This window comes from Neobacillus sp. GCM10023253 (genome assembly GCF_042653105.1).
GTDB classification, from domain to species: Bacteria; Bacillota; Bacilli; order Bacillales; family Cytobacillaceae; genus Neobacillus; species Neobacillus citreus.
The window spans coordinates 366937-381778 of the sequence record NZ_JBHSHV010000003.1; the positions used below are offsets into that span (position 1 = coordinate 366937).

17 protein-coding genes are annotated in these 14842 nt (G+C 42.7%); all 17 read left to right on the top strand.

Annotation, left to right across the window (positions count from 1 at the left end; translation table 11 throughout):
• Nucleotides 1-6: 6 nt before the first annotated feature.
• The 17 genes from fabD to ACFPA1_RS02305 all read left to right on the top strand — a co-directional run bounded on the left by fabD (nucleotide 7) and on the right by ACFPA1_RS02305 (nucleotide 14773).
• Nucleotides 7-954 carry an ACP S-malonyltransferase gene (fabD, locus tag ACFPA1_RS02225; protein WP_378581073.1) on the top strand — a complete coding sequence of 316 codons (948 nt, stop codon included), beginning with the start codon at nucleotides 7-9 and terminating at the stop codon, nucleotides 952-954.
• On the top strand, nucleotides 951-1694 hold the full coding sequence (fabG, locus tag ACFPA1_RS02230; RefSeq protein ID WP_213140792.1) for a 3-oxoacyl-[acyl-carrier-protein] reductase: 744 nt from the start codon (nucleotides 951-953) through the stop codon (nucleotides 1692-1694). Before fabD ends, fabG begins: the two co-directional genes overlap by 4 nt.
• A 186-nt stretch (nucleotides 1695-1880) precedes the next feature.
• Nucleotides 1881-2114: an acyl carrier protein gene (gene acpP, locus ACFPA1_RS02235; RefSeq protein ID WP_213116358.1), complete on the top strand. Its 234-nt coding sequence runs from the start codon at nucleotides 1881-1883 to the stop codon at nucleotides 2112-2114.
• Nucleotides 2115-2266: 152 nt separating this feature from the next.
• A complete protein-coding gene (rnc, locus tag ACFPA1_RS02240; protein WP_213140791.1) occupies nucleotides 2267-3013 on the top strand; it encodes a ribonuclease III in 747 nt (248 codons plus the stop codon).
• Between the two features lie 51 nt (nucleotides 3014-3064).
• Nucleotides 3065-6631: a chromosome segregation protein SMC gene (smc, locus tag ACFPA1_RS02245; protein ID WP_378581076.1), complete on the top strand. Its 3567-nt coding sequence runs from the start codon at nucleotides 3065-3067 to the stop codon at nucleotides 6629-6631.
• Nucleotides 6632-6648: 17 nt separating this feature from the next.
• Complete coding sequence (ftsY, locus tag ACFPA1_RS02250) at nucleotides 6649-7635, top strand: signal recognition particle-docking protein FtsY (RefSeq protein WP_378581078.1); 987 nt, start codon at nucleotides 6649-6651, stop codon at nucleotides 7633-7635.
• Between the two features lie 91 nt (nucleotides 7636-7726).
• Nucleotides 7727-8059, top strand: a complete 333-nt coding sequence (locus ACFPA1_RS02255; protein ID WP_378581080.1) for a putative DNA-binding protein — start codon at nucleotides 7727-7729, stop codon at nucleotides 8057-8059.
• Between the two features lie 12 nt (nucleotides 8060-8071).
• Nucleotides 8072-9424 carry a signal recognition particle protein gene (gene ffh, locus ACFPA1_RS02260; protein ID WP_213140787.1) on the top strand — a complete coding sequence of 451 codons (1353 nt, stop codon included), beginning with the start codon at nucleotides 8072-8074 and terminating at the stop codon, nucleotides 9422-9424.
• Between the two features lie 109 nt (nucleotides 9425-9533).
• Nucleotides 9534-9806, top strand: coding sequence for a 30S ribosomal protein S16 (gene rpsP, locus ACFPA1_RS02265; RefSeq protein ID WP_213116352.1), 273 nt, complete (start codon nucleotides 9534-9536; stop codon nucleotides 9804-9806).
• Nucleotides 9807-9819: 13 nt separating this feature from the next.
• Nucleotides 9820-10050 carry a KH domain-containing protein gene (locus tag ACFPA1_RS02270; RefSeq protein ID WP_213116351.1) on the top strand — a complete coding sequence of 77 codons (231 nt, stop codon included), beginning with the start codon at nucleotides 9820-9822 and terminating at the stop codon, nucleotides 10048-10050.
• Between the two features lie 82 nt (nucleotides 10051-10132).
• Nucleotides 10133-10522, top strand: coding sequence for a YlqD family protein (locus ACFPA1_RS02275; RefSeq protein WP_213140785.1), 390 nt, complete (start codon nucleotides 10133-10135; stop codon nucleotides 10520-10522).
• 6 nt (nucleotides 10523-10528) lie between these two features.
• Nucleotides 10529-11047 carry a ribosome maturation factor RimM gene (rimM, locus tag ACFPA1_RS02280; protein ID WP_213140784.1) on the top strand — a complete coding sequence of 173 codons (519 nt, stop codon included), beginning with the start codon at nucleotides 10529-10531 and terminating at the stop codon, nucleotides 11045-11047.
• Nucleotides 11044-11787 carry a tRNA (guanosine(37)-N1)-methyltransferase TrmD gene (gene trmD, locus ACFPA1_RS02285; protein ID WP_378581084.1) on the top strand — a complete coding sequence of 248 codons (744 nt, stop codon included), beginning with the start codon at nucleotides 11044-11046 and terminating at the stop codon, nucleotides 11785-11787. Before rimM ends, trmD begins: the two co-directional genes overlap by 4 nt.
• A gap of 142 nt (nucleotides 11788-11929) precedes the next feature.
• Entirely contained in the window at nucleotides 11930-12274 is a 345-nt protein-coding gene (rplS, locus tag ACFPA1_RS02290) for a 50S ribosomal protein L19 (RefSeq protein WP_213116348.1), read from the top strand.
• A gap of 171 nt (nucleotides 12275-12445) precedes the next feature.
• Nucleotides 12446-13006 carry a signal peptidase I gene (lepB, locus tag ACFPA1_RS02295; protein WP_213140783.1) on the top strand — a complete coding sequence of 187 codons (561 nt, stop codon included), beginning with the start codon at nucleotides 12446-12448 and terminating at the stop codon, nucleotides 13004-13006.
• A 42-nt stretch (nucleotides 13007-13048) separates the two neighbouring features.
• Nucleotides 13049-13918, top strand: coding sequence for a ribosome biogenesis GTPase YlqF (gene ylqF, locus ACFPA1_RS02300; protein ID WP_213140782.1), 870 nt, complete (start codon nucleotides 13049-13051; stop codon nucleotides 13916-13918).
• A gap of 57 nt (nucleotides 13919-13975) precedes the next feature.
• Nucleotides 13976-14773, top strand: a complete 798-nt coding sequence (locus tag ACFPA1_RS02305; protein WP_213140781.1) for a ribonuclease HII — start codon at nucleotides 13976-13978, stop codon at nucleotides 14771-14773.
• Nucleotides 14774-14842 lie beyond the last annotated feature (69 nt).

Here is a 14842-nt window from a genome sequence, read left to right on the forward strand (position 1 = left end):
CTTATTTTGAGTAAAATAGCTTTTGTGTTTCCTGGGCAAGGTTCCCAAACAGTTGGAATGGGTAAAGATCTGGCAGAAAAATATCCTGAAGTGATGTCCTATTTTAAAAAGGCGGATGAAACTCTTAAAGTCCCTTTGAGCCAGCTGATTTTTGAAGGGCCAAAAGAAGATTTGACACTGACAATTAATACACAGCCAGCCCTTTTAACCACCAGTTTGGCGGTTTTATCGTTCTTCCGAAATTCAGGGGTTAAACCAGACTTTGTCGCCGGTCACAGCTTAGGGGAGTATACAGCCCTTGTGGCGGCAGGCGTGATGAGTTTTGAAGAAGGCGTATATGCCGTTAGAAAAAGAGGCGAGTTCATGGAGAATGCCGTGCCTAATGGGGAAGGCTCCATGGCGGCAGTTCTTGGTCTTGATCGGGATAAGTTAGCTGCGGTAACCGAAGAAGTGACAAATGCGGGCAATCCGGTGGCCCTTGCCAATTTAAATTGCCCAGGGCAGATTGTCATTTCCGGATCCAAAAAAGGCGTTGAAGATGCAGGAGCGAAAGCAAAAGAAGCAGGTGCCAAGAGGGTCCTGCCATTGGAAGTGAGTGGTCCGTTCCATTCACCGCTGATGAAACCTGCATCCGGACAATTGCGTGAAGTTTTAGATGGAATCGATATGCAAGATGCCGAGGTACCGGTAGTTGCCAATGTATCGGCTGAACCGGTTACCTCCTCGGCTGAAATAAAGGATAAATTAATTGAACAGCTATATTCACCTGTTTTATGGGAAGACTCTGTTCAAAAAATGATTGAATTAGGTGTCGATACCTTTATTGAAATTGGTCCGGGCAAGGTTCTTTCCGGCTTGATCAAGAAAATCGATAAAACGGTGAAAATCTATTCTGTATCAGATGAGGAAAGTTCACTCGCAGTAATCGACGCGTTGAAGGAGGAAAAACTATGAGTTTAGCAGGAAAAACTGCTCTCGTTACCGGTGCATCACGGGGAATCGGCAGGGAAATTGCTCTTGAATTGGCAAGGCAGGGAGCAAATGTAGCGGTTAATTTTTCCGGAAGTGAAGCTAAGGCAAATGAAGTTGTCGACGAGATTAAGGCTCTCGGCCAAGAAGCTTTCGCGATTAAATGTAATGTTTCAAATACTGAAGAAGTAAGTGAAATGGTCAAGGCGGTTATTGAGCAATTTGGCAGGCTCGACATCCTTGTTAATAATGCTGGAATAACAAGGGATAATTTGTTAATGAGAATGAAGGAAGAAGAATGGGATGATGTCCTCAATATTAATCTCAAGGGAGTCTTCCTGGTCACAAAGGCTGTTACAAGACAGATGATGAAACAGCGGGTTGGCAGAATTATTAATATTTCCTCTGTTGTCGGCGAAAGCGGAAATCCTGGTCAGGCCAATTATGTGGCAGCGAAAGCCGGTGTGATTGGTTTAACGAAAACAACCGCAAAGGAACTGGCGTCCCGCAATATTACGGTTAATGCGATCGCCCCAGGGTTTATTACAACAGATATGACCGATAAACTGCCTGAGGATGTAAAAACGGAAATGTTAAAACAAATTCCGTTAGCTAGACTTGGCGAACCAAAGGACATCGCCAAAGCCGCAGCATTTCTTGCTTCCGATGATTCTGCATACATTACAGGACAAACGCTGCATATCAACGGCGGCATGGTAATGTAAATAGAAAAGCGGAAGCGCCTTGATCAGGGGCGACAGGCATAAGTCGAGCCGGCGAGAAGGCTGCTCTTTAGCCTTCTTGACGGATTGGCTTATGACCCCGAGCCCCTAGGCGCTGCAGCTGGACAAAAAAAACAATTTGTATTCATTCAGGAAAATCACTATAATACTTGAGGGGAGGTGAAAGTGATGGCAGAAGTATTAGAGCGTGTAACAAAGATCATCGTTGACCGTTTAGGAGTAGACGAATCTCAAGTTAAACTTGAAGCGTCTTTCAAAGACGACCTTGGCGCAGATTCCCTTGACGTTGTAGAACTAGTGATGGAATTAGAAGATGAATTCGATATGGAAATTTCCGACGAAGATGCCGAAAAAATCAGCACTGTTGGTGATGCTGTGACCTACATAGAAAGCCAAAAGTAATCTTCTTGGAATAATTCCTAAAGCTCCGTTTTCAAACGGAGCTTTATTCTGTAATATAGAACTTGGCACAACATTTGCCAAGTTTCTTTGCGTTTTAAACGTAAATTACTTAAACTTAGGCTATGCAAATTGGAAACAAGGTGGAGAATTTAATGCGCAAGAACTGGAAGGAAAAAGAAATAAACAATCGCGCAAACGAAAAACAATTTAAGGAACTGCAAAATTCAATCGGTGTCATATTTGAAAACGAAAAATTACTAAAACAGGCTTTCACCCATTCATCATATGTGAATGAGCATCGCAGAAAACCTTTTGAAGATAATGAGAGGCTCGAATTTTTAGGAGACGCTGTGCTGGAACTGACGATTTCCCAATTCCTTTTTAAAAAATATCCGACTATGACCGAAGGAGAATTGACCAAGCTTAGAGCTGCCATAGTATGTGAACCATCCCTGGTAGCATTTGCGAATGAACTTCATTTTGGCAAACTAATCTTGCTTGGCAAGGGTGAAGAAATGACCGGCGGCAGGGAGCGCCCTGCTCTTTTGGCCGATGTGTTTGAAGCGTTCATCGGCGCTCTCTATTTGGATAAAGGAATCGAAGTGGTTATTCAGTTTCTTGAAAAGGTCGTTTTTCCTAAAATTGATGCTGGTGCTTTTTCTCATGTGATGGATTTTAAAAGCCAATTGCAGGAGCTAATCCAAAGAGATGGATCAGGCATGATTGAATATTGTGTCCTTCAAGAAAAAGGCCCTGCCCATAATAAGGAGTTTGTCTCTAAAGTGACCTTAAACGGCGCTGAGCTTGGCGTAGGTACAGGAAGGTCGAAAAAGGAAGCAGAACAGCATGCCGCTCAAATGGCACTACAAATGTTGAAAAATGAGTCAGCCCAGAATTAACAAAAGAAGTTTTTGAGGAGAAATCCCCGGGCATTTTAGGAGGATTAATGAATGTTTTTAAAACGGTTGGACATTATTGGCTTTAAATCCTTTGCGGAGCGAGTTGGCGTGGAGTTTGTCCCTGGCATTACCGCAGTGGTTGGTCCAAATGGGAGCGGCAAAAGTAATATTACCGATGCCATCCGCTGGGTGTTGGGGGAGCAATCGGCCAAATCACTAAGAGGCAGCAAAATGGAGGACATCATCTTTGCCGGCAGCGATACGCGAAAAGCGGTCAATTTTGCCGAAGTAACCTTGACATTAGATAATCAGGATCAGGGACTCTCGATTGATTATAACGAAGTAAGTGTCACGAGAAGGGTTACTCGCTCAGGGGATAGCGATTTTTATATTAATAAACAGCACTGCAGGTTAAAGGATATTATTGATTTATTCATGGATTCCGGGCTTGGCAGGGAAGCCTTCTCAATCATAAGCCAAGGAAAGGTAGAAGAAATTTTAAACAGCAAGGCTGAAGACCGAAGGACTATTTTTGAGGAAGCGGCCGGGGTATTAAAATATAAAAACCGCAAAAAAAAGGCTGAATTGAAGCTTTCGGAAACCCAGGAGAACCTCAATCGGGTTCATGACATTTTATTTGAGCTGGAAAGCCAGGTAGAACCATTAAAAATTCAGGCATCCATGGCCAAAGACTATTTGGAGAAAAAGGAAGAGCTTGAAAAATTCGAGGTTTCGTTGACGGTGTATGAAATTGAAGACCTCCATCAAAAGTGGGAAAGCCTTTCGAAACAGCTTGATGAACATCAACACGAAGAACTTGGGATTTCTTCGAATTTGCAGCTAAAAGAAGCAAAGATTGTTGAAATAAGGGATCAAATTGCTGCGTTGGATGAGTCGATAACCGACCTTCAGAATGTCCTCCTTCATGCCAGTGAAGAGCTTGAAAAGCTTGAAGGGCGTAAGGAGGTCCTGAAAGAACGGAAGAAAAACGCATCGCAAAATAAAGATCAGCTCAAGCAAAATATCAATGATTTAACGAATCGTATCTCCGAGCTGTCAGGTGCCCGGGACTTGCAAATTGAGACTTTCAACACATTGGAGAAACAGGTTAAGGACTTGCAGGCCCAACTGAAGGAAAAGCAAGAGAAGCTTCATTTGTTTGCGGAAAATTTAGATGAGAAAATTGATAGCTTAAAGAGTGAGTATATTGACCTGTTAAATGAGCAGGCCGGTGCTAAAAATGAGTGGAAATACATCAACGAACAGCTTGAGCAGCAGGATCATAAAAGTACGCGGCTTGATGCGGAAAATGAAAAATTCCTGTTAGAACGGGAGACGGCCCTAACTAAAAAGCAGCAGGTTCAGTCTTCATTAGTTGACATTCAGGCTAAGCTGGAAGCACAGGTTGTCACGTTCCGCGAGCAGCAGCGAAAGCTGGAGTCACTCAGGGCCAATTATCAAAAACAGGAAAAAACATTATACCAAGCATATCAGCTGCTTCAGCAGGCAAAATCAAAAAAAGAAATGCTCGAAGAAATGGAAGAGGATTTTGCAGGCTTTTTTCAAGGGGTTAAGGAAATCCTTAAGGAGCGTGGAAAAAAGCTTGCCGGCATTGAAGGTGCCGTTGCTGAACTCGTCACTGTTCCGAAGGAATATGAAATAGCTCTAGAAACAGCCTTCGGAGGAGCTCTACAGCATATCGTCGTAGATACTGAGGAAAACGCCCGCAAAGCAATTGGATACCTTAAACAAAATTCTTTTGGCCGCGCCACCTTCTTACCATTAACGGTCATTAAAGGAAGGCCCTTATCAGCGGCTCAATTGAATTTAATACAACACTATCCAGCTTTAATTGGAACGGCAGTAAGCCTCGTTCAGTTTGACGGGAAATATGCAGAGGTTATGAATAATCTTCTTGGTAATGTAGTCATCGCAAAGGACCTAAAAGGGGCTAATGAACTGGCAAAGATGCTGCAATATCGGGTACGCCTGGTAACCCTAGACGGGGACGTCGTAAATCCTGGCGGTTCGATGACAGGTGGTGCCGTCAAACAAAAAAGTTCATCTTTATTATCACGAAAAACAGAGCTAGAGGGTTTAAAAGAAAAACTGGTCATCATGGAAGATAAAACGGCTGAGTTAGAGAAGACCGTTAAATCCCTGAAAGAGGAAGTGCAGACCTCAGAAGCTGCGCTTGAGGAAATCCGCAAATCCGGGGAGGATTTAAGACTATCGGAGCAGTCGATTAAAGGGGATTTACGAGAAGCGGAGCTTGAAGAAAAGAATATTAATGACCGACTGGCCATTTATGATTTAGAAAAGAATCAAATAGCCAAAGACCGTTCAGAACTTTTGGCAAGAAAAACGAAGGTGTCCGACTCACTAGAAACATTTAAAAAGACCATTGCTGACTTGGATCAGAAAATCCTAATCCTGACAAATCAAAAGACAAAGGATTTAACATCCAAAGAATCGCTCACCACTGCGATAAATGAACTTAAGATTGAATTTGCCTCAAAAAATGAACAGTTTTTACATGCAAAAGAACGGCTCGAGGAAATGAAGCGGGATATCGTTGAAAACGAACAAAAACTGACTATTTTCACCGAGGACCTGAATTTCCTGACAGCGGAAATGACCAACAGTTCAACCGGTGAGGAGCAGCTAGAGGAAGCCGCTAAACGCAAGCAGCAGGACAAAGAAAATACGCTTAAGCTGATTGCGGCCAGGAGACAGGAACGCCTAGAGCTGCAAGGCGACCTGGAGAATTTGGAGCTTGAAACAAAGGAATTAAAACGAGTTCATAAAGGATTAACCATCGCCATCAAGGACGAGGAAGTAAAAATGAACCGTTTGGATGTAGAGCTTGAAAACAGGCTGACGCACCTTAGAGAGGAGTATTTATTATCCTTTGAGGGAGCCAAGGAGCAATTCCCACTAACTGTTCCGGTCGAAGAAGCCCGCAAAAAGGTGAAATTGATTAAGCTTGCCATTGAAGAGCTAGGTCATGTTAATCTTGGTGCGATTGAAGAATATGAGCGGGTATCGGAACGCTATGAATTTCTAAGTGAACAAAAGGCTGATCTTCAAGAAGCAAAGGATACACTATTCCAGGTCATTGGAGAAATGGATGAAGAGATGAAGAAACGGTTCAGCCAAACCTTCGAGGGAATCCGGGAACATTTTGAACCTGTTTTTCGGGCGTTATTTGGCGGCGGCCGCGCAGACCTAATCTTAACAGAGCCAGAAGATCTCTTGAATACCGGTGTTGAAATCGTTGCCCAGCCGCCTGGTAAAAAACTGCAAAATCTAGGGCTTTTGTCTGGGGGAGAGCGAGCCTTAACGGCAATTGCTCTGTTATTTTCGATTTTAAAGGTACGGCCTGTTCCATTCTGTATCCTTGATGAGGTTGAAGCCGCCTTAGATGAGGCCAATGTCCACCGTTTCAGTCAATATTTAAAACGCTTTAGTAAGGAAACCCAGTTTATTGTTATCACTCATCGAAAAGGGACAATGGAGGGCGCCGATGTCCTTTACGGGGTGACAATGCAGGAATCCGGCGTATCAAAGCTTGTATCGGTCCGCTTGGAGGATACCAAAGAACTAGTAGAATCATAAGATCAGGAAGTGAGAAAATGAGTTTTTTTAAAAAATTAAAAGAAAAGATTACAAAGTCGACGGATAATGTAACAGAAAAATTTAAGGATGGACTCACCAAAACAAGGGACAGCTTTTCCGGCAAGGTCAACGACCTGATTGCAAGATACCGAAAAGTGGACGAGGAATTCTTTGAAGAGCTCGAAGAAATCTTAATCCAGGCGGATGTCGGTTTTGATACAGTTATGGAACTAATCGATGAGCTGAAAATGGAGGTAAAGCGCCAAAATATTCAGGACCCTGTTGAAGTCCAAAGTGTCATCTCTGAAAAGCTGGTCGATATTTATAATTCAGGGGAAGAACAGTCATCGCAATTAAATATTCAGAAGGATGGACTGACGGTAATTCTATTCGTAGGAGTAAATGGTGTCGGTAAAACAACTACTATCGGCAAGCTTGCCTATAAGTTTAAGTCCGAGGGAAAAAAAGTAATATTAGCGGCTGGAGACACCTTCCGTGCCGGTGCGATTGATCAGCTTGAGGTTTGGGGAGACCGGGTGGGAGTCGAAACCATTAAGCAGGCTGAGGGCTCTGATCCGGCAGCTGTCATGTATGATGCCATCCAGGCCGCAAAATCAAGAAACGCTGATATTCTCATCTGCGATACAGCAGGCAGATTGCAAAACAAAGTAAACCTGATGAAAGAGCTTGAAAAGGTGAAGCGGGTAATTGAAAGGGAGATCCCGGGTGCGCCGCACGAAGTTCTCTTGGTGCTTGATGCCACAACCGGCCAAAACGCACTCATTCAGGCAAAAACCTTTAAAGAAGCCACCAATGTAAGCGGAATTGTCCTGTCCAAACTCGACGGAACCGCCAAAGGCGGAATCGTCCTAGCGATCCGCAACGAATTGAAAATCCCCGTTAAATTCGTAGGGCTGGGGGAAAAAATGGACGACCTGCAAGAATTTGACGCCGAAAAATACGTCTATGGACTATTCGCGGAGCAGATTGAAATGTCTGAATAGAATAATGTAAAGATGTTTTGCTTGACACTAACGGTTCGCCCATGTAAACTACTTCGTAAAGGCTTTTCGCTTTACAAAAGGGGGATGCGGCATGCTTGAAAAGACAACACGAATGAACTACCTGTACGACTTCTATCATTCGCTGTTAACGCCAAAGCAGCAAAGCTATATGTCTCTCTATTATTTGGAAGACTACTCACTCGGTGAAATCGCCGAAGAATACGAAGTCAGCCGTCAGGCCGTTTATGATAATATCAAACGGACAGAGGCAATGCTCGAGGAGTACGAAGAAAAGCTATTATTATTTCAAAAATTTCAGGAACGCAACCGGCTCGTCAAGCTTCTGAAAGAACTGCTCGATAAAGAGCAGCCAAGCAAGCAGGCGATGCAAGCCACAATCGCTGAGCTGGAGAATTTAGATTAGGAGTTGGGATAAATGGCGTTTGAAGGATTAGCCGACCGACTGCAAAATACAATCCAAAAAATCCGCGGCAAAGGGAAAGTCACTGAAGCGGATGTAAAAGAAATGATGCGTGAAGTGCGTCTCGCCCTGCTTGAGGCGGACGTTAACTTCAAGGTCGTCAAAGATTTTGTCAAAAAGGTAAGCGAACGCGCCGTTGGACAAGAGGTACTAAAGAGCTTAACTCCCGGACAGCAAATCATTAAAATCGTTAACGAAGAATTAACGGAATTAATGGGTGGCGAGCAAAGCAAAATTGCCGTGTCAAATCGCCCGCCAACCGTCATCATGATGGTTGGTCTGCAGGGGGCTGGTAAAACAACGACCTCAGGAAAGCTGGCTAATTTGCTGCGGAAGAAGTATAACAAACAGCCGATGCTCGTTGCTGCCGATATTTATCGCCCAGCCGCAATCAAACAGCTTGAAACACTAGGCAAGCAATTAAGTATGCCTGTTTTCTCCCTTGGTGACCAGGTAAGTCCTGTTGAAATTGCCAGACAAGCCATCGCCAAAGCCAAAGAAGAGCATCATGATTATGTTCTGATCGATACCGCCGGCCGGCTCCATGTTGATGAGACCTTAATGAACGAACTAAAGGACATTAAGGAACTGACCAAGCCGGATGAAATCTTTCTCGTTGTCGATGCGATGACAGGTCAAGATGCTGTCAACGTGGCACAAAGCTTTAATGAACAGCTTGGCCTGACTGGGGTCGTACTGACCAAGCTTGACGGTGATACAAGGGGCGGTGCTGCTCTGTCAATCCGGTCGGTCACTCAGACACCGATTAAATTTATTGGTATGGGTGAAAAGATGGATGCCCTTGAACCGTTCCATCCGGAGCGAATGGCATCACGGATTTTGGGCATGGGTGATGTGCTGACCTTAATTGAAAAAGCACAGGCCAATATCGACGAAGAAAAAGCCAAAGAGCTTGAGCAGAAAATGCGGACAGCGTCGTTTACACTTGATGATTTTCTCGACCAGTTAGGGCAGGTCCGCAAACTTGGTCCGCTTGACGAACTGTTAAAGATGATGCCTGGCGCTAATAAAATCAAAGGTTTGAACAATCTGCAAATCGATGAAAAGCAAATAGCCCATGTTGAGGCCATTATCAGGTCGATGACGAAACAAGAAAAGCTTCACCCTGAAATCATGAACTCAAGCCGTAAACGCCGGATTGCCGCAGGAAGCGGACGTACCGTTGCCGAGGTAAACCGTCTGTTAAAACAGTTTGAGGACATGAAGAAAATGATGAAGCAAATGTCTGGCATGCAGCAAAAAGCCAAGAAAAAAGGTGGATTTAAATTTCCTTTTAAACCGTTTTAGGACGTAAAAATTTGGAAATAATAACTGTAAAGAAAAAACACTTTACAAATAAAAAAACAATTGGTATTATACTATCTTGTGTGAAACTATTCGGAGGTGCTTATTTAAAATGGCAGTAAAAATTCGTTTAAAGCGTATGGGAGCTAAGAAAACTCCTTTCTATCGTATTGTAGTAGCAGATTCTCGTTCACCACGTGATGGACGTTTCATCGAAACAGTTGGAACTTACAACCCAGTTGCTGAGCCAGCTTTAGTTCAAATCAACGAAGAACTAGCTCTTAAGTGGTTGCAAAACGGCGCAAAGCCATCTGATACAGTACGTAACTTGTTCTCAAAACAAGGCATTATGGAAAAATTCCACAATGCAAAATTAAGCAAGTAATCGTGGAGAAGCGATGAAAGAATTGATCGAAACGATTGTTAAGCCCCTTGTTGATTTTCCTGAGGAAGTTCGGGTTGAAACCATTGAAGATGATACTCGAATCACCTATCACTTAACCGTCAATAAAACGGACATCGGTAAGGTGATTGGCAAGCAGGGGCGTGTTGCAAAGGCCATTAGGACTGTTGTCTACGCAGCAGGATCATCACAACAAAAGAAGATTTTCTTGGAAATTGGTGAATAGCTTTTTGCATCAAGAAAGAAAGGGAGGGATCAAAGTCCTCCCTTTTTTGTTAGTTGTTCAAATTTTTAAGGGGGCAATAAACATGCAAATTATCCAATCCGTTGTGGTGAAGCAAATCTTAACCGAAAAAAGCAAACAACAGCTTTTTGACAAGTATCATGCAAGGAAACGGCAGTTTGAAAAAGAATGCGACCAGCTTCAATTCGAATTAAAACGCTTGGAAAAATCAAAAAGCTACCCTCAGGGCACACTAAAAAAGCACTTTGAAAAAGAAATTGAAATGAGACGAGAAAAAATAAAATTACTTGATTTTCAAATAGAACAATTACATATCCTACCAATAGGCAGCGAATTAAAGGAAAAAGAAGTCCAGGCTCTCATTGAGGTTAAAGCAGGGGACCTTTGGATTGACCAAGATTTACAGCCTGAGATTCTTATTAAAGATGGTATCATTGAGGAAATTAGAAGGTGAGTACATATGGAAAGATGGTTCAATGTTGGTAAAATCGTCAATACCCATGGTATAAAAGGAGAAGTCCGCGTCATTTCGAAAACCGATTTTCCGGAAGAACGCTATAAACCGGGGAATACATTATATTTATTTCAAAAGGCATCAAGCACACCGCTTGAATTAACTGTTAAAAGCCACCGCAGCCATAAAAATTTTGATTTGCTTGTGTTTGAAGGGTATGAAAATATTAACCTGGTGGAGAAGTTTCGTGAAGGAATTTTGAAGGTTCCGGAGTCACAGCTAAGTGAACTCGAGGAAGATGAATTCTATTATCATGAAATTATCGGCTGTCTCGTGGCCACAATCGATGGGGAAGAGCTTGGAAAGATTACTGAAATCCTTACTCCGGGTGCGAACGATGTTTGGGTGGTCAAAGGAAAAGATGGAAAAGAGGTTCTAATCCCGTATATCCATGATGTTGTCAAGAAAGTGGATGTAAAGGAAAAGGTTGTCCTTATTGAACCAATGGAAGGACTATTGTCATGATGCAAATCGACATTCTTACCCTTTTTCCTGAGATGTTTACCGGGGTACTAGGGAGTTCGATTTTAAGCAAAGCAGCGGAAAAGTCAGCTGTCCAATACAATGTCGTGAACTTCCGTGAATTCTCCGATAACAAGCATTCCTCTGTGGATGACTATCCATACGGAGGCGGTGCTGGCATGGTTTTAAAGCCGCAGCCGATTTTTGATGCGGTTGCCTCACTTACAGAACAGGCTAACAGCAGCCGCCCAAGAATCATTTTGCTTTGCCCTCAAGGGGAGCGATACAGCCAAAGGAAAGCGGAAGAATTGGCCGGCGAGGAACATTTGATATTTATTTGCGGTCATTATGAAGGCTATGATGAAAGAATCAGGGAGTATTTGGTCACCGATGAAATATCAATAGGCGACTATGTTTTAACAGGCGGTGAGCTTGGTGCCATGGTTGTGATTGATAGTGTTGTCCGTCTGCTCCCCGAGGTGCTTGGCAATCAAGAATCCCATATGAAGGATTCGTTTAGTACAGGTCTGCTTGAACACCCTCACTATACAAGGCCTGCTGATTTCCGCAGCATGAAGGTGCCGGATATACTATTATCCGGCAATCACAAGTTAATTGAAGAATGGCGCAATAAAGAAACCCTAAGAAGAACTCTATTAAGAAGACCTGACCTATTTGAACAAGTAGAACTAACACCAGAACAACAAAAGTGGCTGGAGGAAGTAAAAAAAGAATACAAGTAGTATTGCAGGGGCTTTGAGATTATGTTATGATATTTCTTGTGACTTGAGCTGAGTCTATCAGTTTAATGTCTTATAACGATGTTCCGCTGCAATTGATAAATTCTTGTTTTGCATGAGCGTCTGTTGGAAGGAGTTGAAAACGATGCATAAATTAATTGAAGAAATCACAAAAGAACAACTTCGTTCTGATCTTCCTGCGTTCCGTCCTGGTGACACTGTACGTGTACACGTTAAAGTTGTCGAGGGTACTCGCGAGCGTATTCAGCTATTTGAAGGTGTTGTGATTAAGCGTCGTGGTGGTGGAATCAGCGAAACTTTTACAGTTCGTAAAATTTCTTACGGAGTAGGCGTTGAGCGTACTTTCCCTGTTCATACACCAAAAATTGCGAAGCTTGAAGTAATCCGTCGCGGTAAAGTTCGCCGTGCTAAACTTTACTACTTACGTGAACTTCGCGGTAAAAAAGCTCGTATTAAAGAAATTCGCTAATAAGAAAAAGAGAGCTTGCTCTGCAAGCTCTTTTTTTATACCTAGTGAAAATATCTATTAACAAATTATTAAATTTAATTAAAAACATTAATCCCCTCGTGTTAATTAGTTCTAAGTTATGTAAAATAGGCTTTATAAGACATTTTTTACTGGATTGGTGGGGACAAAAGAATGGCAAAAAAGAAAAATGAATTTTGGGAATGGACAAAAGCGCTTTTAATTGCTGTCATCCTGGCAGCCGTAATTCGCTATTTTCTCTTTGCGCCGATAGTAGTGGACGGCCTATCAATGATGCCTACTTTAAAAAATCAGGATCGCATGATTGTTAATAAGGTGAGTTATAAAATAGGTGAACCGCATCGATTTGACATTATTGTTTTTCATGCACCTGAGCATAAAGATTACATAAAACGGGTCATTGGTCTTCCTGGAGATAGAATCGAATATAAGAATGACACTTTATATGTGAATGGTAAAGCGTATAAAGAGCCATATTTGGATGAATATAAAAAACAAGTGGAGGACGGTCCTTTAACAGACTCTTTCACATTGGAAGAAACACCGGTCGGTCAAATAACAGTTCCAAAAGGGGAATTATTTGTAATGGGTGATAACCGCCGCTTCAGCAAAGATTCCCGTCATATCGGATCCGTTCCAATGAGTAAAGTCATTGGCAAGACAAGCATCGTCTACTGGCCGCTAAACGATGCCCATATAGTTTCTGTGAAATAAATAATATTTTTGCAGAATGCATAGTAAAAGGAGGTGACTGCTTTGACGATCCAATGGTTTCCCGGTCACATGGCTAAGGCTCGCAGAGAGGTCACGGAAAAATTAAAATTAGTTGATATCATTTTTGAATTAGTAGATGCCAGAATTCCCTACTCATCAAGAAATCCGATGATTGATGAAATCATTCAACATAAACCGCGTTTGGTGTTATTGAATAAAGCGGATATGGCCGATAAGTATATTACCAAGGAATGGATTGCTTTTTTTGCAAAAAAAGGTGTGAAGGCAATTGCGATTAATTCCCAGGCAGGAGAAGGAATGAAGGAAATTGCCAATGCTGCCCAGGAAATTTTGAAAGAGAAATTTGACCGCATGCGGGCAAAAGGGGTAAAGCCGAGAGCCATCCGGGCCATGATTGTCGGCATTCCCAATGCCGGTAAATCAACACTGATTAACCGCCTGGCGAAAAAAAATATCGCCAAAACTGGCAATACCCCGGGTGTGACAAAATCCCAGCAGTGGATAAAAGTAGGCAAAGAAATGGAGCTTCTAGATACTCCGGGAATATTATGGCCAAAGTTTGAGGATCAAGAGGTCGGAATGAAATTGGCGATTACTGGGGCCATCAAGGATACGCTCTTAAATCTCCAGGACTTGACCGTTTACGCCCTGGATTTTTTAGAGCGAGAATATCCTGAACGCTTGATGGAGCGCTATAAGTTTACCGACATTCCAGATGACGTTGTACTTAAGTTCGACCACATCGGCAAGCTCCGCGGCTGTTTGATGGGCGGAGGAATGGTAGACTACGATAAAGTGGCGGAATTGGTGATCAGAGAAACCCGTTCCGAGAAGTTTGGTCCTTTATCATTCGAAAGGCCCAAGGATTTTCAAACTGAAAATGAAGAATAACGAAAAGCTCTCCTATTGGGGGAGCTTTATTAAACGCTACCTAAAAGGTGAATTAGAATGAAACGTTTGTCGATTGCAGAAATTGAAGAACAGCTGAATAACGTTAATGCAGATAACGACCCTTTCCTAATCAGTCTTGAAGGAGATGAGCGAAAAGGGGTGCAAACCTGCCTAGCGAGATGGAAGAAGCAGAGAGCTCAAGAAAAAGGCCTTGCTGAGAAATTTTTTGAAATGACGGCCTTTGAGCGTAAATACCGCGGTCAAGGTTTTCAGTATATCGCAGGTGTGGACGAAGTAGGCAGGGGGCCGCTGGCTGGGCCGGTTGTGTCCGCAGCGGTCATTTTGCCGACAGATTTTTTCCTGCCAGGGATTGATGATTCGAAAAAGCTGTCCGAAAAAAAACGGCTTGAATTTGATGAAATCATAAGGAGAGAGGCGCTAGCATTCAGCGTGGCCATGGTTCATGCTCCAGAAATAGACGAAATCAATATCTATCAGGCAACTAAAAAAGCAATGAAATCGGCTATTGCAGATCTAGGAACAAACCCGGATGTAGTGCTCATTGATGCCATGAAACTTGACACTCCTTACCTGACAGAATCGATCATTAAAGGGGACGCCAAAAGTATTTCAATTGCAGCCGCATCTATTGTCGCTAAAACAGCAAGAGATTCCCTTATGAAAGAAATTTCGGGGCAGTTTCCGCAATATGGTTTTCAAGAAAACGCAGGCTATGGAACGAAGGAACACTTGCTTGCGATTGACAAGTATGGAATCACTCCTTATCATCGTAAGAGCTTCTCACCCATCAAGGATACTTTGACAAATCAATTAACGTTTTCGCTGGGTACATAAATCTAGCTTAAGTGATTTATAATAAAACAGGCTGAATAAAGCCTGTTTTATTTTTGGAAAATAATAGTT